The 23,363-nt window shown below is 72.3% G+C and carries 15 protein-coding genes; 3 read left to right on the top strand and 12 right to left on the bottom strand.

The features are described 5' to 3' along the window. Positions 1–24: 24 nt before the first annotated feature. The 7 genes from ACZ592_RS05865 to ACZ592_RS05835 form a co-directional block, all read right to left on the bottom strand. Positions 25–1,641 (bottom strand): succinic semialdehyde dehydrogenase, encoded by a 1,617-nt coding sequence (locus tag ACZ592_RS05865; RefSeq protein WP_471580247.1) that lies wholly within the window; start codon positions 1,639–1,641, stop codon positions 25–27. A gap of 180 nt (positions 1,642–1,821) precedes the next feature. Continuing rightward, entirely contained in the window at positions 1,822–3,609 is a 1,788-nt protein-coding gene (locus tag ACZ592_RS05860) for a serine/threonine-protein kinase (RefSeq protein WP_471580246.1), read from the bottom strand. Between the two features lie 84 nt (positions 3,610–3,693). Continuing rightward, positions 3,694–5,358: a protein kinase domain-containing protein gene (locus ACZ592_RS05855; RefSeq protein ID WP_471580719.1), complete on the bottom strand. Its 1,665-nt coding sequence runs from the start codon at positions 5,356–5,358 to the stop codon at positions 3,694–3,696. 161 nt (positions 5,359–5,519) lie between these two features. Next, positions 5,520–7,265 carry a serine/threonine-protein kinase gene (locus ACZ592_RS05850; protein ID WP_471580718.1) on the bottom strand — a complete coding sequence of 582 codons (1,746 nt, stop codon included), beginning with the start codon at positions 7,263–7,265 and terminating at the stop codon, positions 5,520–5,522. Positions 7,266–7,490: 225 nt separating this feature from the next. Next, complete coding sequence (locus ACZ592_RS05845; RefSeq protein ID WP_471580245.1) at positions 7,491–10,415, bottom strand: protein kinase; 2,925 nt, start codon at positions 10,413–10,415, stop codon at positions 7,491–7,493. Between the two features lie 185 nt (positions 10,416–10,600). Then, complete coding sequence (locus ACZ592_RS05840; RefSeq protein WP_471580244.1) at positions 10,601–12,724, bottom strand: serine/threonine-protein kinase; 2,124 nt, start codon at positions 12,722–12,724, stop codon at positions 10,601–10,603. A 575-nt stretch (positions 12,725–13,299) separates the two neighbouring features. Then, complete coding sequence (locus tag ACZ592_RS05835; protein ID WP_471580243.1) at positions 13,300–15,009, bottom strand: glycerol-3-phosphate dehydrogenase/oxidase; 1,710 nt, start codon at positions 15,007–15,009, stop codon at positions 13,300–13,302. A 248-nt stretch (positions 15,010–15,257) separates the two neighbouring features. Between ACZ592_RS05835 and ACZ592_RS05830 the strand changes: the two genes are divergently transcribed. Then, positions 15,258–16,511, top strand: a complete 1,254-nt coding sequence (locus ACZ592_RS05830) for a nucleotide sugar dehydrogenase (protein WP_471580242.1) — start codon at positions 15,258–15,260, stop codon at positions 16,509–16,511. A 70-nt stretch (positions 16,512–16,581) separates the two neighbouring features. Here ACZ592_RS05830 and ACZ592_RS05825 read toward each other — a convergent pair whose 3' ends face one another. The 4 genes from ACZ592_RS05825 to ACZ592_RS05810 all read right to left on the bottom strand — a co-directional run bounded on the left by ACZ592_RS05825 (position 16,582) and on the right by ACZ592_RS05810 (position 20,896). After that, the gene (locus ACZ592_RS05825; protein WP_471580241.1) at positions 16,582–17,706 is read right to left on the bottom strand and encodes a GuaB3 family IMP dehydrogenase-related protein; all 1,125 of its coding nucleotides are present in this window, start codon (positions 17,704–17,706) and stop codon (positions 16,582–16,584) included. A gap of 111 nt (positions 17,707–17,817) precedes the next feature. Further along, positions 17,818–19,335, bottom strand: coding sequence for an IMP dehydrogenase (guaB, locus tag ACZ592_RS05820; protein ID WP_471580240.1), 1,518 nt, complete (start codon positions 19,333–19,335; stop codon positions 17,818–17,820). A gap of 128 nt (positions 19,336–19,463) precedes the next feature. Then, on the bottom strand, positions 19,464–20,039 hold the full coding sequence (locus tag ACZ592_RS05815) for a sigma-70 family RNA polymerase sigma factor (RefSeq protein WP_127909693.1): 576 nt from the start codon (positions 20,037–20,039) through the stop codon (positions 19,464–19,466). A 245-nt stretch (positions 20,040–20,284) separates the two neighbouring features. Next, on the bottom strand, positions 20,285–20,896 hold the full coding sequence (locus ACZ592_RS05810) for a response regulator transcription factor (RefSeq protein ID WP_003948568.1): 612 nt from the start codon (positions 20,894–20,896) through the stop codon (positions 20,285–20,287). A 389-nt stretch (positions 20,897–21,285) separates the two neighbouring features. Between ACZ592_RS05810 and ACZ592_RS05805 the strand changes: the two genes are divergently transcribed. Next, positions 21,286–21,615 (top strand): WhiB family transcriptional regulator, encoded by a 330-nt coding sequence (locus tag ACZ592_RS05805; protein WP_471580239.1) that lies wholly within the window; start codon positions 21,286–21,288, stop codon positions 21,613–21,615. A 76-nt stretch (positions 21,616–21,691) separates the two neighbouring features. On the opposite strand, the gene ACZ592_RS05800 is transcribed toward ACZ592_RS05805, so the two are convergent. Then, the gene (locus tag ACZ592_RS05800; RefSeq protein ID WP_471580238.1) at positions 21,692–22,588 is read right to left on the bottom strand and encodes a LysR family transcriptional regulator; all 897 of its coding nucleotides are present in this window, start codon (positions 22,586–22,588) and stop codon (positions 21,692–21,694) included. Between the two features lie 80 nt (positions 22,589–22,668). Here ACZ592_RS05800 and ACZ592_RS05795 point away from each other — a divergent pair, with 80 nt between their 5' ends. Continuing rightward, positions 22,669–23,346, top strand: coding sequence for an MOSC domain-containing protein (locus ACZ592_RS05795; RefSeq protein WP_471580237.1), 678 nt, complete (start codon positions 22,669–22,671; stop codon positions 23,344–23,346). Positions 23,347–23,363: the final 17 nt, after the last annotated feature.

The raw sequence follows: 23,363 nt of genomic DNA, 5'->3' as shown, positions 1-23,363 counted from the left end.
GGCGCGGGGCTCGCGAGGCTTCGGCTAGCGCAGGCGGAAGGCCTTCATGACCTTCAGGCTCGTGCTCATGAACGCCGCGTACTTCTCGTCGTCCAGGCCGAAGGACGGCGCCAGCGGCATGATGCGCTGGGTGGCGACGGTCTGCGCCTCGGTGAACTTGAGGATGCCCTCGGAGCCGTGCCGGCGGCCGAGGCCCGAGTCCTTCATGCCGCCCATCGGGGACTGCACGCTGCCGTAGGCGGGCGCGTAGCCCTCGTTGACGTTGACGGTGCCGGTGCGCAGGCGGGCGGCGATCTGACGGCCGCGCCGTCCGTCCCTCGTCCAGACGGAGGAGTTCAGGCCGTACGACGTGGCGTTGGCGAGCTCGACCGCCTCGTTCTCGTCGGTGAAGCGGTAGATGGAGACGACCGGACCGAAGGTCTCCTCGGTGCAGACCGCCATCGGGGCCTCGACGCCGTCCAGGATCGTCGGCTCGAAGAAGTAGGGGCCTATGTCGGGCCGGGCGACACCGCCGGCGACGAGCGTGGCGCCCTTGGCGACGGCCTCGTCGACGTGCCGGGTCACGGTCTCCAGCTGGCGCTCGCCGACGAGGGATCCCATGTCGGCGCCGTACGCGAGGGACGTGCCGAGCCGCATCGCCTTCGTGCGCTCCGCGAAGCGCGCCACGAACCGATCGGCGATCGACTCGTGGACGTAGAGACGCTCGATGGAGATGCAGAGCTGGCCGGCGGACGAGAAGCAGGCGCGCAGCGCGCCGGCGGCGGCCTTGTCGATGTCGGCGTCGTGCAGCACCAGCATGGCGTTCTTGCCGCCGAGTTCGAGCGAGACGCCGACCAGGCGGGCGGCGGCGCCCTGGGCGACCTCGCGGCCGGTGCGGGTGGAGCCGGTGAAGGAGACGTAGTCGGCGTGCTTGACGAGTTCGGGGCCGACGACCGGGCCCTCGCCGAGGACGACCTGGAAGACCTCGGCCGGCAGGCCCGCCTCGATGATGAGGTCGCGGGCCCACAGGGCGGTGAGGCAGGTCTCGGTGTCGGGCTTCATCACCAGCGCGTTGCCCGCGACGAGGGCGGGCAGCGCGTCGCCGATGGACAGCTCGAACGGGTAGTTCCAGGGGGCGATCTGTCCGACGACACCGCGCGGCTGGCGGTTCTCGGTGACCTTGGTGAGGGTCGGGACGACGCCGGTGTGCCGCTTGGGGCTCAGGTACGCGGGGGCCTTGCGGCCGTAGTGCCGGGCGGCGACCGCGACGGCCTGGACCTCCTCGTGCGCGTGGAGGCGGGCCTTGCCGGTCTCCAGCTGGATGAGGTCGAGGACCTCGGCCTGGCGCTGGAGCACCAGGTCGTGGAAGCGCAGCAGGACGGCGGCGCGCTGCTTCACGGGCGTCCTGGCCCAGGCGATCTGGGCGGTACGGGCCCGCTCGAAGGCGGTCGTCACGTCCTCGGGGGTGGACTCGGGCAGGTCGGCCAGCTTCTCGCCGGTGAGCGGCGAGTGGTTGGCCGTGCGCCCGGAGCCGATGACGTCCCGGGTGAGCTGGGCGATCAGCTCGGGCGTGACCACGTCGGCGGCGGTGCGCGCGCCGTCGGGGGCCGGTGCGGTCGGGTTCGTTCCGAGGGGCGCTGCGATGGCCTGCAAGTCCGTCATGCTCGTGAGAGTAGGCGCACGTCAGGGTTTTGGGTACCCATCGGTAATGGGCTTCACCGGTCACTCACATGACGCCAGTGATTGCTGGCGGCAAAGCCGCTGATCAGGGGGTTGTCAGACACGAACGCCCTCCGCCGACAGATTTCCGTACGTCGGGGAGGGCGGTGCCGAAGGACGGGTTCAGAGCGTGTCGATCTCCAGGCCGGCGATCGCCCGGTCGGCGACCTCACGGCCGCGGGCGGTGAAGTCGCCCTTGCCCGGGTAGCCGATCACCAGCTTGTACATGTCGCCGGACTTGGTCTTGTAGTAGAAGGCCTTGAGCTCCCGGGGAAGGGGGTTCTGGCTGTCGGCCGAGGAGTGCACGACGGTGTTCTCCGCCGCCTTCTCCCCCTGGTACGTGGTGTCCTCCGGCGACGTCCTGGGCGCGGGGTCGGAAGCCATGCCCAGGGTGTAGCTGCCGGACTCCTTGAAGTCCGCGTCGTCGTCGTACATCTCGGCGGCGGCGGTCCCGGCGATCTCACCGTTGTCCTCGGACTTCTTGTCGAGGGACAGGCTGATCCAGACGCTGCCGCTCGCGTCGGTGAACTGGACCCAGTGCTTCTTCGCCTCCGAGTTGTCGTCCTCGGACTTCTTGTAGCCCTCGGGCACGGCGACGGTCGCCGCCAGCTCCTTGGACGCGTGCTTCTCCCACCCCTCCGCGTCCGAGCCGCCGAAGGGGTTCACCGCGACCAGGACGCCCGCCGCCACGGCGGCGACGGCCACGCCCGCGACGACCGCCAGCGCCTTGCGGCTCAGGAAGACACCCTTGCCGCTCCGCCCCTCGGCGCCACCGCCCGCGACCGTCACGACCTGCGTCGGGACGGGCTCCGCGGGCTTGGCCGCCGCTTCCAGGAGCGCACGGACCTGGGCGGCGTTCGGGCGCTGGGCCGGATCCTTGGCCAGCAGCCGGGTGATCGCCTCGGCGAGCGGCCCCGACGCCGACGCGGGCGCGGCGGGCGTCGCGTTCAGGACGGACTGGAGCGTCGCGGGGGTGTTGTTGCGGCGGAACGGCGAGACGCCCTCGGTGGCCGCGTACAGGACGACGCCCAGCGACCAGAGGTCGGAGGCCGGTCCCGGCCGCTGGCCCAGCACCCGCTCCGGGGCGATGAACTCGGGCGACCCCACGAAGCCGCCGGTGTCCGTCAGGTTCGTCTCGCCCTCGATCTGGGCGATGCCGAAGTCGGTGAGGACTACGCGGTCGTGCCGTCCGAGCATGACGTTGTCGGGCTTCACGTCACGGTGCAGGATGCCGGCCTGGTGCGCGGCGTCGAGCGCGGCCAGGACGTCCAGGCCGATCCGGGCGGCCTCGCGGGCGCCGAGCGTGCCCTCCTGGAGCGCGGCGCCGAGCGAACGGCCCTGCACGAGCTCCATCACGATCCACGGCTGACCGTCCTCGACCGCCACGTCGTGGACGTTGACCACGGCCGGGTGGTCCAGACGGGCGGCGGCGCGCGCCTCGCGGCGCATCCGCTCGAAGGCGTTGGCCCGCTCGCGCTCCGGCAGGTGGTCGGGGACGCGCGGCTCCTTCACGGCGACCTCGCGGTCCACCGTCTCGTCCTTGGCGCGCCAGACCGTGCCCATGCCGCCGTGGCCGAGCTTGGCGAGCAGCCGGTAGCGGCCCGCGATCAGCCGGCCTGCGCCCGGATCGGGCTCGGCCGTCCGGTGCGGCACGACCTGAGTGGGCTGGGCGTGCGGGGAGGGGGGCGGGATGGGGGCGGCGGGCTGCTGCGACTGCGGTTGCTGCGGTTGCTGCGGTTGCTGCGGTTGCTGCGGCGACTGCGCGTGCCCCTGCGGCTGTGCGTACGGGTTGTCGGGGTGAGCACCACCATCCTGGCCGGACTGCCCCGGTACGCCCGGCTGTTGTGGTGGTTGAAGGCCGAAGCTGGTGGGTTCGTACGGCCCGTAAGAGGCTCCCCCGTCGTTACTCATGCCCCCATGACTACCCTGCCGGGCACCTCTGTTTCCAGCCAGGCCCGGCAGTTGTGACCGGGGTGATGCACGGGCGGCCGGACGTCACCGACGTACGAACGTGTCGACCGCCGCGTCGAAGTACCGCCTCGCCTGCGCCGCCTCCCCGACCGGCGCCGATACCCACACGTCGACCGTCCTGCCGCGCTCCTCCCAGCACAGGTCGAGCGTGCGCCGGTCGCCCTTCTCCCCGGCGGCGGCGTCCCCGGTGAACTCCCACAGGGCCGCCGGTCTGCCGTTGCGCGTGGTCTCCGTGACCCGGCCGTCGCGGTAACCGGGACGGCTCCGCGGACCGTCGGCGTCGGCGCGGCGCTGCACCGCGAGCGGGCCGCCCGGTAATCGTCCGGACTGCCTGATGCCGATGCGGTAGGTGCCGTCGGGCGACACGTAGTAGACGCGGGGGCCGTCCGTCGTGCGCCGGAAGGTCTCGGGGACGGCGAGCGCGAAGCCCTCGGGGTCCTTCGCGATGCGGTAGCCCTGGGGTGCCTCGGGCGACGAAGGACGCGGTGTGCGGTCCGTGACGGTGACCGTCGGCGTCGGCGAGCCCTGCGACGCGGAGGAGGACGAGGACGGCGTGCGGCCGTCGTCGTCCCGCCCCATCAGGAGCGCGGCGGCGGAGACCCCGGCGCCCGTGATCGCGGCCACCAGCGCGGCGGCGATCAGGACGACCCTGCCGTGCCTGCCGCCCGGTCTCGCGCGCCCGGGTGCGGTGCCGCCCACGGAAAGTTCCGGCCGGGACCGGGACCCCGGATTCCCGCGCCGCCCCGGCCTCCCCGGCCTCCGCAGCTGTCCCGTCCTCCCCGGTCTCCCCGGCCTCCCGTAGATCCCTGAGAGCCCTGAGAGCCCCGGCCGCTCCCGCCCCGCCGCCGGCATCCGCCCCGTCTCGACGTACGCCCGCAGCAGCCCCTCCGCCTCCGTCGCGCCGAGTCGCCGGCGCGGGTCCCGGTCCAGGAGGCCGAGCACCACGGGCAGCAGCGGGGCGGCGGCCGCGGGCGGGCGGATGTCGTCGTAGACGACCGCGTGCAGGACGCCGCCGATCGAGTCGCGCCGGAACGGCGACTCCCCGGTCAGCGCGGTGACCAGCAGCGCGCCCAGCGACCACAGGTCGGACTCGGGCCCCGTCCGCTCCCCCGCCATCCGCTCCGGCGCGGTGTACTCGGGCGAGCCCACGAACGACCCGACCTCCGTGAGCGTCGTCGCCCCGGAGAGCTGCGCGATCCCGAAGTCGGTGAGCACGAAACGGCCGGTGGCCCGCTCCAGAAGGACGTTGGCGGGCTTGAGATCGCGGTGCAGGATGCCCGCCTCGTGCGCGGTGCTCAGCGCGCCGAGCAGATCGATGCCCATCCGCGCGACGTCGTGCACGTCCAGCGGACCGCCCCGCGCGATGCGCCCTGCCAGCGAGCCGCCCTCGATCAACTCCATCACTATGTACGGGTGTTCGCTCTGCACGACGACGTCGTGGACGACGATGACGTGCGGGTGGCGAAGCTGCGCGACCGCCCGCGCCTCGCGCAGGGTCCGCTCGCGCTGCTGCTCCGCCTCGGCATCGGAGAGGGCCTCGTCGCGCGCGAGTTCCTTGACCGCGACCTGGCGCTCCAGGAGCAGATCGGTGGCCCGCCACACGACGCCCATGCCGCCCCGGCCGAGCCGCGCCTCAAGACGGTAACGCCCCGCGATCACACGCCGGTTGCCCCCGCCGATGCCGCCCATGCCGACGCCACCCCCGCCGGAACCGGCCCCACCGGCGCGGTCTCCCAGGCTCCCCATGCGGCCATCATGCCCCACACGTGTGCGAACGGAATGGGTCCGAACGAGGCCGCTGGCGGGTTCCGGCCGCTGTCACCGGGCTTCCCTGCAGTGAACGCGGGCGCTCAGGCCTCCCGCCAGCCCCGGAGTATCGCGTCGAACTGCTCCCGTGTGTCGTCCCAGCCCTCGGCCGGCGCCGACATGTAGAGGGCGTACTCCACGCCGTCACGGCTGAGATAGGTCTGTTCGATGGCCCGGCGCGGCCCCGCGGTCGTGTCGCTGGCGCCGGCCGTCCAGCTGAACTCCCAGAGGGAACCCGTCTGGTCGCGGAAGTTGTTGGAGTTCAGGTGCAGCCGCCGGTACTTGGGGAGCTTGACCTTCAGGCCCCTCTCCAGGGACACCTGGTGGGTGTAGGAGCTCTCGAACTGCGGGTTCTTGTCTACGGCGATGCGCAGGAAGGTGCGGCCGCCGTCGGGCGTGTAGTCGACCTGGTTGCCGTCCGCCTTGCGCTGCCACTTCTTGGGCAGCATGAGGCTGAAGCCCTCGGGGTCGTGCACCCGCTCCCAGTCGCCGGGGATGCCGCCCACCTGCTTGCCGTCCCCGCCGTCTTCCGACTGCGACTGCGAACTGCCGCCGGAGAAGTGCAGATAGCCGAAGACGCCACCGCCGCCGAGCAGCGCGGCCACGACGACCAAGGCGACGATCGCGGGCCATCGGCGGCGCTCACGCGCGCCCGCGCCGCCGCTGACGACGGTGTGGAGGTCGGGAGCACTGCCGCTGCCGCTGCCCGGGACGGGGGTCCGGCCGTGCGTGTACGGCGAGGCGTGGGGCGGCGTGTGCTGAGCGGCGTACGGCGGCGTGTGCTGGGCCGCGGCGTGGCTCTGGGGGTACTGGGGTTGCTGGGGGTGTTGAGGGTGTTGAGGGTGCTGCAGGCTCTGGGAGCTCTGCGGGTCCTGGGTGTACGGCGCGGGGGTCTGTCCCGGCCCCCTCGGGTCCTTCGCCTCCCCCGCGGCCGGGTGCACCTGCGTCGGGACGTACGCCTGCGCCTGATGCGGCCGCCGCCCCTCCGCCGCCTCGGCCAGCATGTGCTCGGCCTCCTCGGCGGACGGCCGGGCCTCCGGGTCCTTGCGCAGCAGCGCGTCGATGACCGGGGCGAGGACCCCCGCGTACCGGGGCGTCGCGGGCTCGTCCGTGACCACGGCCTGCATGGTGCCGAGCGGCGACGTGCGCCGGAACGGGGAGAAGCCCTCGACCGCCGTGTACAGCGTCGCGCCGAGTGCCCACAGGTCGGACGCGGGTCCTGGGTTGCCGCCGCTGACCCGCTCGGGCGCCAGGTAGTCGACGGAACCGACGACCTCGCCGGTCCTCGTGACCGTGGAGTCCCCCTCGATCGCGGCGATCCCGAAGTCGGTGAGCAGGATGCGCCGGTCGTCGGAGAGCAGGACGTTGCCGGGCTTGACGTCGCGGTGCAGGACCCCGGCCGCGTGCGCGGCGCGCAGGGCCTTGAGGGTCCACAGGCCGATGCGGGCGGCCTCGACGGGCTCGACGCGCTCGTCGTCCTTCACGGCGTCCGCCAGCGAACGGCCCTCGACCAGCTCCATGACGATCCACGGCCGGTCGTCGTACTCGACGACGTCGTGCACGGTGACGACGGCGGGGTGGTTGATGCGGGCGGCGGCCCGCGCCTCCGTCTGGGTACGCGTGAAGAGGACCGCGCGGTCCGCCTCCTGCACGAACTGCGCGGCCGTCAGTTCCTTGACGGCGACGGCACGGTGCAGCACCTCGTCCTGCGCACGCCACACCCGTCCCATGCCACCGCGGCCGATGGTCTCAGCGAGTCGGTAGCGGCCCGCGAGGACCAGGCCCTGCATCTGATTCACGTTCCCCCACAATGGTCTTGACAGGGCCAGGTTAAGGAGCGGCGGGCGCGCAGGGAACCACAGGGGGGCTTCGGAGACCGCACTGTGACGCATGCCGTTCATGTCCAGAGTGCCGGATTCGACGGTTGGGACGGCGGTTGGGACGGCGGTTGCGACAGCCCCGGGGCCTCACGACCGGCGACGTCGTACGGGGTCGGCGGTCGGCCTTGTACGTCGTCAGCCGGTGGCCCTGTACGTGGCCGACGCCTGCTCGTACAGCCGCGTCACCTCGTCCCGTTCGGCCTCGGGCCCACGCAGCTGCACCACGTGGTACCTGCCGCCGACGACCATCGCGAGATTGCGTACGAAGACCTCGCGGCCCGCGTCGTCCTGCCAGGTGAACTGGCCCTCCGCCATCGCCCGTCCGCCGACGTCGATGCGTCGCATGCCGCTGGAGGTGGCCCAGGAGGAGTCACGGAACGGCTGCAGCTCCCGCTCGTGCTCGCGCTGGTACTTCATGGGATCGCTGCCGTACCCGTCGGTGGTGTCGCGGCCGGGGACGACCAGCAGCTCGAAGTCGCCGTGCGCGTAACGGACCTGACCCCGGCCGTTCTTGGGCTGCCGGTCCCAGCCGCTGGCGACGGCGACGCTGAAACCCGCGGGGTCCTTGCGCAGGGTGAACCCCTGCGGCAGCTCGGGGCCGCTGGTCTGCGGCTCCTGCGAACCGCTCTTGTCGGGCCTGCCCTTGCCGTCATCCTTGCCGTCGCCCTTGTCAGGGGCATCGCCGGGGTCCTCATCGTGCGTGGGGCCGGTACTCCCCTTGCCGTCGCCGGCCCCCGGCGCCGAACTGACCTCGCCCGCGGCCCCCGCGCGGTCGCCCGACGCCCCGTCGTCGGTCTTGGGCATGAAGACCATGGCGTACACGATGGCCGCGACCAGTCCGAGCAGGATCGCGACGAGTATCAGCCGCCCCAGCGAGCGGGGGCGCGCCGGTCCGCGGGACGAGGACTGGCTCTGCGGCGCACGGCCGCGGGGTTCGCGCGGCACGCGGGAAGCCCGTGGCTCGCGGCGCGGGCGGGCCTCACGGACCGGGCCCGACTCCTGGGCCAGCCGGGGCTCCCGCACCGCCCCGGGCCCGTCAGGAGCCTGCATGGGCGAGGCGAACCGCACGTCCGCCGCCGCGCCGCCCTTGCCCTTGCCGCCGCGGCCTCTGCCGCGCTTGTGCCGTCCGTGCCCGCCCTGCCCGCCCGCCGCGGCCGCGGCTCCGCGGCGCTTGCGCACGACCTCGCCCCTGCGGCGTACGACGGGCAGCCGTCCCGCGTCGTACGGCGGCACCGGCACGACGTGCGCCCCGGCCTCCGGCTCCGGCGCCGACCGCACCAGCGAGCGCAGCCAGCCGCTCAGCTCCTCGAAGTCCAGCCGGTCGGTGGGGTCCTGACGCAGCAGCGACTCGACCACGGGCCGCAGCGGTCCGCACTCCTCGGCGAAGGCGGGCGGCTCGGCGCAGACGAGCTGGACGAGCTCGGCCGAGCTGTCCTCGGGGTAGGGCGCGTGGCCCTGCACGGCGCGGAACAGCAGCGCGCCCAGGGCCCACAGGTCGGTGGCGGGCCCGATCGGCGCGGCCAGCTGCCAGTTCTCGTGCACGGGCCCTGCCTGCTCGGGCGCCCAGCGCTCGGTGACGGCGCCGACGACCACCATGCGGGCGTGCCGGGCACGCTCGGCGGCGAGGGCGGTGGTGGGGCCGCGTAAGGCCGTTCCTTCGGCGGCACCGTCGTCCCAGCCGCCGCGCCCGTGCGGGGCCCCGTCCGGGGCCTCGTGCGGGGCCTCGTGCGGGGCCTCGTGCGGGGCGCTCTGCGCGGTCCCCCGCCAGTCGCCGTACCCGCCGTCGTTGCCGTCTCCGGTGCCGTAGCCCGGCCCTTTCGCGGGTGCCGTCCCGCGCCCCTCGGTGACAGCAGACAGCCGCTCGGTACCGGACCACTCCGAGCCGGGTCGCTCCGAGCCGGGTCGCTGATGACCGATCGTCCCCCGGCGGGCGGCCTGCGCCCCCGCCTCGTCCGTACCCCGCGCCGTCGGCGCCCCGGCCCGCGGCACCGCCCCGTGCCAGGGCTTCCGCTCCGCCACGCCGTAGGGATCCGAGATCCGGCCGGGCGTCCCGGCCTCACGGTCACCGGAGGCCTCCTCGGACACCCGTGCGGCAGCGGCCCGCGTCCCGGCGCGATACGCCGCCACAGCGCCCGTACGCCCCTCCGCACGCCCGCCCCGCGCGTCCCTGCCCGCGGACTCCGGCGCGGGATCGAGCGCCACGTCGTCGCTCTCCTGCCCCCTGCTCCCGAACGGGGCACCACCGGCAGCACCAGAAAAACCCGCAGAACCCTGCGAACCCTGAGAACCCTGCGAACCTGAAGAACTTGAAGTACCCGGAGAATCAGAGGCACCTGGTGCGCCGGGAGAACCCGAAGCTCCGGCCGCCTCCAAAGCCCCCGCGTACCCCGCCACGTTCCCGACCGACCCCGCCGAGCCTGCCGCCTCCCCCGCCTCCACCGGCCGGGGGTCGTACCCACAGAGCGCTTCCTCGGCCGCCCCCGCCGCGAGGCCCGTCAGCATCACGCGGCCGTCGTCGCAGATCAGCACCGTCCGCGCGGTGATGTTCCGATGCACCCACCCGTACGCGTGCAGCACCCGCAGTGCCGCGAGGACGTCCGCCGCGACCTCGGCCGCCCGGTAGGGGCTCAGGGGCCGGTCCGCGAGGAGCGCGGCCAGCGGCCGTGCCGCCACCAACTCACTGACTATCCACAGCGAGCCGCCCTCCGCGAACACGTCGAAGACCTGGTCGAGCCGAGGGTGGTCGGGTATCTGCGCGGCGGTCTGGGCCGCCTCGATGGCACGGCGCACCGCCGGATCCGTGGGCCTGCGCGTCGTCCGCGCCCCGGCCCGCCGCACCCCGCTCCCGCCGGAGCCCGCCCGTGGCACGAAACCCTCGGGCAGGTCGTCCTCGTCGAGCACCTCCGCCTCGACGATCTCCGGCAGCGGCACCTGCCTGACCAGGACTTCCTGCCCGCTGTAGGTGTCAAAGGCGCGGGACTCGGCGAGTTCGTACTCGTCGGAAGGCGGCAGGGGCAGGCGGTAGCGGTCGGCGAGCACCCGCCCCGCGTAGTCGTCCACGACGCCTCCCCCGTCCGCCCGGGTGGTCAATTCCGTTCGTCTTGCGGCTCGTTGCGGCTGCGTACGGTCCGCAAGCACTCACGATACGTGCCGTAGGTGAACCGCAATGAGGGGATACGAGATCTCAGGCCCCGAACCCGGAATCGTGGGGTCCCGGGTGCGCCCCGGGACCCGTCACCCCCGGCTCAGGACTTCGGCTCGAACGTCCGCGTGAAGGTGCGCCACGCGGTCCGCCGCTCCTCGCTCCCCCAGTCGTCGGCCTTGGCCGTGTACATCATTCCGTAGCCGAGCCCGCCGTTGACGACGAATCCCCGGTCTATCGACCGGTACTTGGTCCCGCCGTCCACGTACGTGAACTCCCAGTCGGCCGTGTTCCAGCCGCGGAAGCCGACCTTCTCTATCCGGACCCGGTCGTACTGCGACCGGACCATGTACTTCTCCTGGTTCTTCCAGTCGCTGACCGGGTTGTCCTTCGGCGTGGTCGTCCAGCCGATCAGCAGCTTCTGCCCGTTCGGCCCGCCGAACCGTGCCCCTGCCCGGCCCGTGGACTGGAACTTCCAGCCCTTCGGCAGCCCGATCTTGAAGCCCTGGTCATGCCGGTACGTCGACTCGGCGCCGTCGTCCGGCTTCTTGCCGTCGCCCTTGCTCGGGTCGTTCCCCTGGCCCTCGTCCGGGTCGGAGCTGTCGTCCTTGCCCGGCTCCTTGCCCTGGTCGTCCCCTGTACCGGTGCCTTTGTCGGCTTCCTTGCCGGTGTCCTTGCCCTGATCCTTGCCCTGATCGTCCTTGCCGCCACCGGCGGTCGCCCCTGCGGACACCGCCTTGTCGCCGCCCTTGTTGTCCTCGCTGCCGGCGTTGTCGTCGCCGAGCGCGAGGGCGAGCACCGTGCCGAGCACCGCGAGGACGACCACCACGGTCACTATCACCAGCGTCCGGCGCGGCACCACATCGGTGATGGACGCCTTGACGGGCGGCCTCGGCGGCACACCGCCGGGCCCGGCGGAGGGCGAACCGACGGCGGACGGGCCGGTGGTCGCGGACTTGGCCGCGGACTTCGGCGCGGACGCGGGCGCGGCGGGCGCGGCCGAGGAAGCGGATCCGGCCCCGGCCGCGGCCCCGGACGCCCCGGTTCCGCGCGAGGTGGCCGACGCGGCCGCCTTGCGCACCGACTGAAGGGCGCCCTTCAGCCGGTCGGCGACCTCCTCGGTCTTGTTCCCGGCCGTACCGGCCGTACCAGCCGTACCGGTCGCACCGGCCTGGCCGGCCGCCCCTGCGGCCCCGGCGGCGGCGCCCGCAGCCTTCGCGTTCCGCCCCGGCCTCGGCGTCTTCTGAGCCCTTGACGCCTTGGACGTCCTGGGTGCCTTGGGTGCCTTGGGTGCCTTCGGCGGCGCGGCGGGCGGCACCGGGGGCAGCGGAACCACCTTGGTGGCCTCCACCGGCTCCGGCTCGCGCTTGATCTCCGGCGCGTGGATGACGTCGATGAGGAGCGCGCGCGCCCCCGCGTCGTCGAGCCGCTGGTCCGGGTCCTTGGCGAGCAGGCCGTAGATGACCTTCTCCAACGGTCCGGCGTTCACCGGCTGTTCCACGTCCTCGGTCATCACCGCGGTGAGCGTGGCGATGGCCGACCCCTTGTCGTACGGGGGCACGCCCTCCACGGCCGCGTACAGCAGACCGCCCAGCGACCACAGGTCGGCCGCGGGTCCCGGCTTGTGACCGCGGGCCCGCTCCGGGGAGATGTACGACGGCGCGCCCACGAGCATGCCGGTGGACGTGATCGACGGGTCGCCCTCGACCTGCGCGATGCCGAAGTCCGTCAGGACGACCCGGCCGTCCTCGGCGATCAGCACGTTCGACGGCTTCACGTCGCGGTGCAGGATGCCCTCGCGGTGCGCGGAGCGCAGCACGTCGAGCACGGCGAGGCCGACCTCGGCCGCCCGCCTCGGCGTGAGCAGTCCGTCCTCACGGATCGCCTCGGCGAGGGACTTGCCCTCGACCAGCTCCATCACGATCCAGGGCCGGTCGTCCTCGTCGACCACGTCGTAGACGGTCACGGCGCTGGTGTTGCGGATCCGCGCGATCGCCTTGGCCTCGCGCAACGTCCGCGTGATGAGCCGCCGCTTCTCCTCCTCGTCGATGCTCGAGGGGAATCGCAGCTCCTTCACCGCGACCGTACGGCCAAGCGTCTCGTCCTTGGCGCGCCAGACGGTGCCCATGCCGCCGCGGCCGAGCACCTCTCCCAGCCGGTACCGGCCGGCGAGGAGACGTTCGCTCTTGTCCCGACGGGCCTCACCCGTCTGCTCCGCGTCCGACATGCGTCCCCTCTGCTGCTACCGCTGCTACCCGAGCAACCCGCCCTGACAGAGCCTTCATTGTCCCTTACTCGGGGACCGGTCGGCGCCCAGGGTCCACCGACCCCCGTCCCGTCCCTCATGACGGGCCGCCGTACAAGGAGGGACCGCCCCGCCAACACCGCGCTCACGACGGCCGTCCTCCTCGCGGCGACGCTCCTCAGCGCGACGGCAGGCCCTCCGCGACCTACGGCTCCGGCCACGGACGTCACTCTTCCGCTGCTCACCACCCTAGGCAAGGCCCAGGCCTCGGCACTCCTGAGCCGCACGCTCCCGGAAGCGTTCCCGGACCCACGCACCCCATGCCACCAGGCATCCCCTGCCGTCACTCAACGGCCCACGGGGACAAGCCCGGCTGCCGCGCGAGATGTTCAACACCCGCTCCGCACACAGCCACTACGGCACGGGCCGCCGCTCTTCGAGGCTCCCGCGCGCACCCCACCGACGGGTCGTCACCTTCCGGGTCAACACGGACAAGCCGGTCGACCCGGACCTGGAACCGGCGCTCCCGAACGCGCAGTTCCGCCCCCGCGACGCCCCTAGGTGAGCGGCACGATGTCCGGCGCGCCCAGCCGGGCCGCGTCCGCCGTCAGGTCGTCCGGCTGGCGCTGCGACTCCCGCTCGGCCTCGACCCGCTTCTGGTAGTGCTGCACCTCCCGCTCGATCTGGTCCTTGTCCCAGCCGAGGACGGGTGCCATCAACTCGGCGCACTCCCGGGCGCTGCGGGTGCCCCGGTCGAAGGTCTCGATCGAGATGCGGGTCCGGCGCGTGAGGACGTCGTCGAGGTGGCGGGCGCCCTCGTGCGACGCGGCGTAGATGATCTCGGCCCGCAGGTAGTCGTCGGCGCCCGGCAGCGGCTCGCCGAGCGTCGGGTCGGCGGTGATGAGTTCGAGGAGCTCCTCGGCCAGGGAGCCGTACCGGTTCAACAGGTGTTCCACGCGGACCACATGAAGGCCCGTCCGGGCGGCGATCCTCGCCCGCGCGTTCCACAGCGCCTTGTAGCCCTCGGCGCCGACCAGCGGGATGTCCTCGGTGACGCAGTCGGCGACGCGCTGGTCCAGGGCGTGCACCGCCTCGTCCACGGCGTCCTTGGCCATCACGCGGTACGTCGTGTACTTGCCGCCGGCGACGACGACCAGGCCGGGGGCCGGGTGGGCGACGGTGTGCTCGCGGGACAGCTTGCTTGTGGCGTCCGACTCGCCGGCGAGCAACGGCCGGAGACCCGCGTACACGCCCTGGACGTCGTCCCGGGAGAGCGGCACGGCCAGTACCGAGTTCACGTGCTCGAGCAGGTAGTCGATGTCGGCGCTGGAGGCGGCCGGGTGCGCCTTGTCCAGGTCCCAGTCCGTGTCGGTGGTGCCCACGATCCAGTGGCGGCCCCAGGGGATGACGAAGAGGACGCTCTTCTCGGTGCGCAGGATCAGGCCGGTCGTCGCGTTGATCCGGTCCTTGGGCACGACCAGGTGGATGCCCTTGGAGGCCCTGACGTGGAACTGGCCGCGCTCGCCGACCATCGCCTGGGTGTCGTCCGTCCACACGCCGGTCGCGTTCACCACCTGCTTGGCGCGGATCTCGTACTCCCCGCCGCCCTCCACGTCCTGCACCCGGGCGCCGACGACGCGCTCGCCCTCGCGGAGGAAGCCGGTGACCTTCGCGCGGTTGGCGACCTTCGCGCCGTACGCCGCCGCGGTGCGGACCAGGGTGGCCACGTAGCGGGCGTCGTCCATCTGTGCGTCGTAGTACTGCATGGCGCCGACGAGGGCGTCCTTCTTCAGGCAGGGGGCCACCCGCAGGGCGTGGCGGCGCGTCAGGTGGCGGTGCATGGGCAGGCCGCGGCCGTGTCCGCGCGACATCGACATGGCGTCGTAGAGCGCGACGCCCGATCCCGCGTACAGCCTCTCCCAGCCCTTGTGCTGCAAGGGGTAGAGGAACGGCACGGGCTTCACGAGGTGCGGGGCGAGCCGCTCCAGGAGCAGGCCGCGCTCCTTCAGCGCCTCCCGCACGAGCGCGAAGTCGAGCATCTCCAGATAGCGCAGGCCGCCGTGGATCAGCTTGCTCGACCGGCTCGACGTGCCGGAGGCCCAGTCCCGCGCCTCGACCAGGCCGGTGGACAGGCCTCTGGTCACGGCGTCGAGCGCCGTGCCCGCGCCGACCACTCCCGCGCCCACCACGAGGATGTCCAGCTCCCGGTCGGCCATTCCCGCAAGTGACTCGGCGCGCTCAGCCGGCCCCAGTGTCGCTGTCCTCACCGCTGCCTCCCGTTGAGATCGGGTGTGGTCGGACTCACATCATGCCCAGATTTCCGCGCCGCCCGCTGATCGTGACCCCAGCCTGTGGACAACGCCGGCGACCCGCCGGTCAACACTCCGGACTCCCACGCGACGCAATACCGCAAATCGGTCATATTTACTCCTAGTCTGACATTGCGCTGGTCCGCCTTGTCCACAGGGCTTGCGCACTCGTCCCACTCCGGCTATTGGGAGGACGGCCCACCGCCATGCCCGCAGATCTCGCCGTCATCGGTCTCGGCCACCTCGGCCTGCCCCTCGCCCGGGCCGCCGTCGCACGCGGCATCGCCACCATCGGCTACGACCCGGTCCGCGCCGCGGACCTGGCCTGCGGCCGACTGCCGTGCGACGGCGCCGAAGGCACCCTCACCGCCGCCGACGTACGCCGGATGCTCTCGGGGGGCTTCCGGCCGACCGTCAACCCCGCCGAACTCGGCCGGGTCCGCACCGCCGTCATCTGCGCCCCCACTCCACCGGCCGCCGACCGCTCGCTCGACCTGAGCCAGGTGGCCGAGGCCGCCCGGGCTCTGGCCGCACGGCTGCGTCCGCACACCACCGTGATCCTCGAGTCCCCCGCGTACCCGGGGACCACGGAGGAATTCCTCCGTCCGATCCTGGAGTCCGGCTCGGGCCTGCGGGCGGGGCGCGACTTCCACCTCGCGTACTCGCCCGCCCGCCTCGACCCCGGCAACCGCACCCACGGCTACGCGGGCACCCCCAAGGTCATCGGCGGCATCACCCCGGCCTGCACCGAGTCGGCCGCCACCTTCTACGGCCGCCTCACCGACAAGGTCGTCCGCGCCCGGGGCCCCCGCGAGGCCGAGACCGTCCACCTCCTGGAGACCAACTACCGGCACGTCAACATGGCCCTGGTCAACGAGATGGCGGTGCTCTGCCACGACCTGGGCATCGACCTGTGGGACGTCATCCGCTGCGCCGAGACCAAGCCGTTCGGCTTCCAGGCGTTCCGCCCCGGACCCGGCGTCGGCGGCCACGGCGTGCCCCTGGACGTCCCGGGACCCGCCCGCGGCGCCCGCCCCCTGCGCATGGTCGAGCTGGCCCAGCAGGTCAACGACCGCATGCCCCAGTACGTCATCCAGCGCTCGGCGACCCTGCTCAACGAACACGGCAAGTCCGTCCGGGGCGCCCGCGTCCTGCTCCTCGGCGTCACCTACAAGCCCGACCTCGCCGACCAGCAGGGCGCCCCCGCGCAGGAGGTGGCGACCCGCCTCATGGAGCTCGGCGCGGCCGTCAGCTACCACGACCCGTACGTGCCCAACTGGAGCGTGCTCGGCCGTCCGGTCCCCCGCGCGGACTCCCTCTACGAGGCGGCGGCCGACGCCGACCTCACGATCCTGCTCCAGCACCACCGCACGTACGACCTGCAGGGCCTGGCCGTGAAGGCCCAGCTGTTGCTCGACACCCGGGGCGCGACCCCGGCGGGCGCGGCCCACCGCCTGTGACGACGAAAAGGGCCCCGGTACGAAGTACCGGGGCCCCTCTCCGCACGATCCGCGAGACGCGGACGGCGCGTCAGCGCTTGTGCTGCGCGTCCGCGACCGTCACCTCGACGCGCTGGAACTCCTTGAGCTCGCTGTAGCCCGTCGTCGCCATCGCGCGGCGCAGCGCCCCGAAGAAGTTCATCGAGCCGTCCGGGATGTGCGAAGGCCCGGTGAGGATCTCCTCGGTGGTGCCGACCGTGCCCAGGTCGACCTTCTTGCCGCGCGGCACGTCCTCGTGGACGGCCTCCATGCCCCAGTGGTGGCCCTTGCCGGGCGCGTCCGTGGCGCGGGCCAGCGGGGAGCCCATCATCACGGAGTCGGCACCGCACGCGATGGCCTTGGGCAGGTCGCCGGACCAGCCCACGCCACCGTCGGCGATGACGTGCACGTAGCGGCCGCCGGACTCGTCCATGTAGTCGCGGCGGGCGGCCGCGACGTCGGCGACGGCGGTGGCCATCGGCACCTGGATGCCCAGGACGTTGCGCGTGGTGTGCGCGGCGCCGCCGCCGAAGCCGACCAGGACACCCGCGGCGCCGGTGCGCATCAGGTGCAGGGCAGCGGTGTACGTGGCGCAGCCGCCGACGATGACCGGGACGTCCAGCTCGTAGATGAACTGCTTCAGGTTCAGCGGCTCGGCGGCGCCGGAGACGTGCTCGGCGGAGACGGTGGTGCCGCGGATCACGAAGATGTCGACGCCGGCGTCGACGACGGCCTTGGAGAACTCGGCGGTGCGCTGCGGCGAGAGCGCGGCGGCGGTGACGACGCCCGCGTCGCGCACCTCCTTGATGCGCTGCCCGATCAGGTCGGCCTTGATCGGGGCCGCGTAGATCTCCTGGAGGCGGCGGGTCGCGGTGTCCGAGTCCAGCCCGGCGATCTCGTCGAGCAGCGGCTGCGGGTCCTCGTGCCGCGTCCACAGGCCCTCGAGGTTCAGGACACCGAGGCCGCCCAGCTCACCGATGCGGATGGCGGTCTGCGGCGAGACCACCGAGTCCATGGGAGCGGCCAGGAAGGGCAGCTCGAAGCGGTAGGCGTCGATCTGCCACGCGATCGAGACCTCCTTCGGGTCGCGGGTGCGCCGGCTCGGTACGACGGCGATGTCGTCGAAGGCGTACGCGCGGCGGCCGCGCTTGCCGCGCCCGATCTCGATCTCAGTCACGTTGTGGGGCCTTTCCCTCTTGGTCTGCCTGTCCAGTATCCCCGACGCACACGGAAGGGGCGGCCCCGGTGATCCGGGACCGCCCCTCCACGCGCACGCGCGGCCGGAAGGCTACTTGCTGCGGCTGTAGTTCGGCGCCTCGACCGTCATCTGGATGTCGTGCGGGTGGCTCTCCTTGAGGCCCGCGGACGTGATGCGTACGAAGCGGCCGTTGGCCTGGAGGTCGGGGACGGTCTGTCCGCCGACGTAGAACATCGACTGGCGCAGTCCGCCGACCAGCTGGTGGACGACGGCCGAGAGCGGGCCCCGGTAGGGGACCTGGCCCTCGATGCCCTCGGGGACCAGCTTCTCGTCGGAGGCGACGCCCTCCTGGAAGTAGCGGTCCTTGGAGAAGGACTTCTGCTCGCCGCGGGTCTGCATGGCGCCCAGCGAGCCCATGCCGCGGTACGACTTGAACTGCTTGCCGTTGATGAAGAGGAGCTCGCCCGGGGACTCCTCGCAGCCCGCGAGCAGCGAGCCGAGCATGACGGTGTCCGCGCCGGCGACGAGCGCCTTGGCGATGTCTCCGGAGTACTGCAGGCCGCCGTCGCCGATGACCGGGACACCGGCCTCCTTGGCGGCGAGCGAGGCCTCGTAGATGGCCGTCACCTGCGGCACGCCGATGCCGGCGACGACTCGCGTGGTGCAGATGGAGCCGGGGCCGACGCCGACCTTGATGCCGTCGACACCGGCGTCGATGAGCGCCTTGGCGCCGTCGCGCGTGGCGATGTTGCCGCCGATGACGTCCACGCCCGGGGAGTCGGACTTGATCTTGGCGACCATGTCGCCGACCAGGCGGGAGTGGCCGTGCGCGGTGTCGACCACGATGAAGTCGACGCCCGCGGCGACCAGGGCCTGGGCGCGCTCGAACGCGTCGCCCGCGACACCCACGGCGGCGCCCACCAGGAGGCGGCCCCCGCTGTCCTTGGCGGCGTTCGGGTACTTCTCGGCCTTGACGAAGTCCTTGACCGTGATGAGGCCCTTGAGGATGCCCGCGTCGTCGACCAGCGGCAGCTTCTCGATCTTGTGGCGGCGCAGCAGCTCCATGGCGTCCACGCCGGAGATGCCGACCTTGCCCGTGACCAGCGGCATGGGCGTCATGACCTCGCGGACCTGGCGGCTGCGGTCGTTCTCGAAGGCCATGTCGCGGTTGGTGACGATGCCGAGCAGCTTGCCGGCCGCGTCGGTGACCGGGACGCCGCTGATGCGGAACTTCGCGCAGATCGCGTCGGCCTCGGCCAGCGTCGCGTCCGGGTGCACCGTGATCGGGTCGGTGACCATGCCGGACTCGGACCGCTTCACCAGGTCGACCTGGTTGGCCTGGTCGGCGATGGAGAGGTTGCGGTGCAGCACGCCGACGCCGCCCTGCCGCGCCATGGCGATCGCCATGCGGGACTCGGTGACCTTGTCCATCGCGGCGGAGAGCAGCGGGACGTTCACGCGGACGTTCTTCGAGACGAGCGAGGAAGTGTCGATCTGGTCGGGCGCCATGTCCGACGCGCCCGGCAGCAGCAGCACGTCGTCGTAGGTCAGCCCGAGTGTCGCGAATTTCTCGGGCACCCCAGTCGAAGAACCGCCGTTTGCAGTCATGACACCTTCCCCAAATGGCCTTGATCGGTGCGGATGTCCATGCTAACGGGATCCGGAGGTGTCTCATTCCACGATCAAGATCATCGGGAAGCTTTGTACGTTCGCACGTACGCGGCCGGGGTGCTGCGCTACTGCTCGGCCAGCGCCCGCAACCGGCTCAGCGCCCGGTGCTGGGCGACCCGCACCGCTCCGGGTGACATGCCCAACATCTGTCCGGTCTCCTCGGCCGTGAGCCCGACGGCGATCCGCAGGAGCAGCAGCTCGCGCTGGTTCTCCGGGAGGTTGGCGAGGAGCTTCTTGGCCCACTCGGCGTCGCTGCTGAGCAGCGCGCGCTCCTCGGGGCCGAGCGAGTCGTCGGGCCGCTCGGGCATCTCGTCGGAGGGCACCGCCGTGGATCCGGGGTGCCGCATCGCCGCGCGCTGCAGGTCGGCCACCTTGTGCGCCGCGATCGCGAAGACGAAGGCTTCGAAGGGGCGCCCGGTGTCCTTGTAGCGCGGCAGGGCGAGGAGGACGGCGACGCAGACTTCCTGCGCCAGGTCCTCCACGAAGTGCCGTGCGTCACCCGGCAGTCGGGACAGCCGGGTGCGGCAGTAGCGCAGCGCGAGGGGGTGTACGTGCGCGAGCAGGTCGTGCGTGGCCTGCTCGTCGCCCTCGACGGCGCGAAGGACGAGGGCACCGATCACCGTCGTCTTGTCATCGCGCATCGGTCCATGGTGCCTTGACGGCGGCTGATCCGTGGCACCGCGTCCGTAGTTGTGCACTGAAGCGTTATGAGCAGGTGCGCCGGAACTCATCTCCTGCGCCCTCCCCTCCCGCTCGATCGACTCGTCCCCGAGGAACTCCACACCTCAAGGATGCGGCATCGGCGACGAAACAAGCAGCGGCGGGCGCCGGCCGCCCCGTCCACCACTCGGCGGACGGGGGTCGCCGCGCCCCCGCGACGGCTCACTCAGCGAACCAGGCCCCAGCGGAAACCGAGCGCCACGGCGTGTGCCCGGTCCGAGGCGCCGAGTTTCTTGAACAGCCTCCTGGCGTGCGTCTTCACCGTGTCCTCGGAGAGGAAGAGCTCACGTCCGATCTCCGCGTTCGAGCGGCCGTGACTCATGCCTTCGAGGACCTGGATCTCCCGCGCGGTGAGGGTGGGCGCGGCGCCCATCTCGGCCGAACGCAGTCTGCGCGGAGCCAGTCGCCACGTCGGGTCGGCGAGCGCCTGGGTGACCGTCGCGCGCAGTTCGGCACGCGAGGCGTCCTTGTGCAGATAGCCGCGCGCGCCGGCCGCGACCGCGAGTGCGACCCCGTCCAGATCCTCGGCGACGGTGAGCATGATGATCCGCGCGCCGGGGTCGGCCGACAGGAGCCGCCGTACGGTCTCCACACCGCCCAGACCGGGCATGCGCACGTCCATCAGAATCAGGTCCGAGCGGTCGGCACCCCAGCGGCGGAGGACTTCCTCGCCGTTGGCCGCCGTCGTCACACGCTCGACGCCGGGCACGGTCGCGACCGCGCGGCGGAGCGCCTCTCGGGCAAGCGGGGAGTCGTCGCAGACGAGGACCGATGTCATGACTGTCCTCCGCGGCTCTCACAGCTGCTGCGCGTCACCTTGAGCCTCCAGGCTGGTACATATTCGTCACCTGTGCGGTTGACGCTCTCGGACACCTGCCCGAGCGCTTGTTCTTTCAACCGCCTCGCACTCTCAACGACGGTCACCCGAAAGAGTTACGGGGCAGTCAGCCACGTTCGGCACTCTACGTGAGGGCGCGGACACAGAGCAGACCACGCGGGAGACCCTCAACCTTTCATCACAAGCTATGCCCCATTTAGCGCCTTTTCTTCCCTTTTCCTGGTGTCTATGGCTAGATTCGCAATGAGTCATATTTTCATCTCCTTAGACAGTAGATGTACGGTCATGCGCACCGTATCCGCGTCAGAACGGCACCAAGGGGACCAGCAATGGCAGATTTCTCCCGCCTTCCCGGACCGAACGCAGATCTGTGGGACTGGCAGCTCCTCGCGGCCTGCCGAGGGGTCGACAGCTCGCTCTTCTTCCACCCCGAGGGCGAGCGGGGAGCGGCGCGCAGCGCTCGTGAGAACTCCGCCAAGGAGGTCTGCATGCGGTGCCCCGTGCGCGCGGAGTGCGCCGCTCACGCGCTCGCGGTGCGCGAGCCGTACGGCGTGTGGGGCGGGCTGACCGAGGACGAGCGCGAAGAGCTCATGGGCCGCGCGCGCAATCGCCTGGTGACGGCGGCGGCGCCGGCGGGCCGCGCCGTTTCGCACACCTGAAGGAACGTTTCCGCGAGCGGGCCCCGACGGCCCGTGACGTCTCGCGGGGGAAGCGGGGCCGGCGAGGTCAGCGGGGTCAGCGGGCGGCGGCCCGCGCGAGGTGGTCCAGCGTGGCGGCGACGGCCGGCACCTGCGCCAGATCCGGCAGCGTGAGCGCGACGATCTCCCGCTGCACGGCGGGTTCCACCGTCACGGTACGGGCACCCTTGGGGCGTACCGACTCGATCGCGAGCTCAGGCAGCACCGCGACGCCGAGACCGGCGCCGACCAGGCCGATCACCGCCGGATAGTCGTCGGTCGCGAAGTCGATCCGGGGCACGAAGCCCGCGCTCTCGCAGACCTCCACCAGTTGCCTGCGGCAGCGGGGGCAGCCCGCGATCCACGACTCGTCGGCGAACTCACCGATGGTGACCGAGTCCGCGCCGGCCAGCCGGTGCGTCTCGGGCACGAGGCCGACGAGCCGGTCCGCGAGCAGCGGGCGCACGACCAGGTCGGCCCACTCCTCGGCGGCTGTCGCCCCCTCGTACCGGAAGGCGAGCGCGACGTCGCAGTCGCCCTCGCGGAGCATCTCCACCGAGCGGGGCGGCTCGGACTCCACGAGGGAGACGCGCGTGCCCGGGTGCGCCGCGCGCAGCGCCGCGAGGGCGCCCGGGACGAGGGTGGAGCTGCCGCTGGGGAAGGAGACGAGCCGGACCCGGCCCGCGCGCAGGCCCGCGATGGCGGCGACCTCCTCCTCTGCGGCGGTGAGCCCGGCGAGGATGCCGGCGGCGTGCCGGACCAGGGCCTCGCCCGCCTGCGTCAGGCGCATCTCGCGGCCGGTGCGGATCAGCAGCGGCGTGCCCGCGGAGGATTCGAGGGCCTTCATCTGCTGGCTGACGGCCGGCTGGGTGCAGCCGAGCTCGCGGGCCGCGGCCGAGAAGGAGCCGGTGGCGGCCACGGCGCGCAGGACACGGAGATGACGGGCCTCGATCATGCTTCGATCATAAGTGACGCTTGGATATATCGCGAAATACTGCGTCGCTACTTTGGGGATGCTCGCTTAGCCTGCCAGTCATGGAGCTTCTTTCGGTAAATCTGGGCCGCCGCAGGGTCGTCGCGTACGCGGGCGCGCCCGCCGGCGGCACCGGCATCGACAAGCGGCCGGTGCGCGGCCCCGTCCGCGTGCAGGCGCCGGGCGCGAAGGGCGTCGCGGGGAGCGGTCTCGCCGGGGACGAGATCTGCGACCTGCGCCACCACGGCGGGAACGACCAGGCGGTGTACGCGTACGCCCGTGAGGACCTCGACACGTGGGAGCGGACTCTCGGGCGGCCTCTCGCCGACGGCGCCTTCGGCGAGAACCTCACGACGTCCGGGGTCGACGTGACCGGCGCCAGGATCGGCGAGCGCTGGCGGATCGGCTCCGATCTGGTGCTCGAGGTGACCAGCGGCCGCATCCCCTGCCGGACGTTCCAGGGTCACGTCGACGAGCAGGGGTGGGTCAAGCGGTTCACCGAAGAGGGTGTTCCCGGCGCGTACCTGCGCGTGATCGAGCCGGGTGAGATCCGGGCCGGGGACGCGATCGAGATCGTGCACCGGCCCGACCACGACGTCACCGTCGCCCTCCAGTTCCGGGCCGTCACGACGGAGAAGGCGTTGCTGCCCCAACTGCTCGCGGCAGGTGAGGCCCTGCACCCCGAGACGGCCGAGCGCGCACGCACGTACCTGGCGCAGCAGGCCGGCCGGACTCCGTGAGCCGAGGCCGGGGCGGT

This window comes from Streptomyces sp. NPDC040622 (assembly GCF_055593965.1).
Note: the sequence above shows the minus strand (reverse complement) of the source record. Positions and strands in the feature narration are given on the sequence as shown.

Bases quoted from the DNA above. Each gene is read 5' to 3' on its own strand.
- ACZ592_RS05850 (WP_471580718.1), bottom strand. From the start codon at position 7,265: ATGCAGGGCCTGGTCCTCGCGGGCCGCTACCGACTCGCTGAGACCATC.
- ACZ592_RS05865 (WP_471580247.1), bottom strand. From the start codon at position 1,641: ATGACGGACTTGCAGGCCATCGCAGCGCCCCTCGGAACGAACCCGACC.
- ACZ592_RS05860 (WP_471580246.1), bottom strand. From the start codon at position 3,609: ATGAGTAACGACGGGGGAGCCTCTTACGGGCCGTACGAACCCACCAGC.
- guaB (WP_471580240.1), bottom strand. From the start codon at position 19,335: ATGACTGCAAACGGCGGTTCTTCGACTGGGGTGCCCGAGAAATTCGCG.
- ACZ592_RS05810 (WP_003948568.1), bottom strand. From the start codon at position 20,896: ATGACATCGGTCCTCGTCTGCGACGACTCCCCGCTTGCCCGAGAGGCG.
- ACZ592_RS05840 (WP_471580244.1), bottom strand. From the start codon at position 12,724: ATGTCGGACGCGGAGCAGACGGGTGAGGCCCGTCGGGACAAGAGCGAA.
- ACZ592_RS05815 (WP_127909693.1), bottom strand. From the start codon at position 20,039: ATGCGCGATGACAAGACGACGGTGATCGGTGCCCTCGTCCTTCGCGCC.
- ACZ592_RS05830 (WP_471580242.1), top strand. From the start codon at position 15,258: ATGCCCGCAGATCTCGCCGTCATCGGTCTCGGCCACCTCGGCCTGCCC.
- ACZ592_RS05800 (WP_471580238.1), bottom strand. From the start codon at position 22,588: ATGATCGAGGCCCGTCATCTCCGTGTCCTGCGCGCCGTGGCCGCCACC.
- ACZ592_RS05855 (WP_471580719.1), bottom strand. From the start codon at position 5,358: ATGGGCGGCATCGGCGGGGGCAACCGGCGTGTGATCGCGGGGCGTTAC.
- ACZ592_RS05795 (WP_471580237.1), top strand. From the start codon at position 22,669: ATGGAGCTTCTTTCGGTAAATCTGGGCCGCCGCAGGGTCGTCGCGTAC.
- ACZ592_RS05805 (WP_471580239.1), top strand. From the start codon at position 21,286: ATGGCAGATTTCTCCCGCCTTCCCGGACCGAACGCAGATCTGTGGGAC.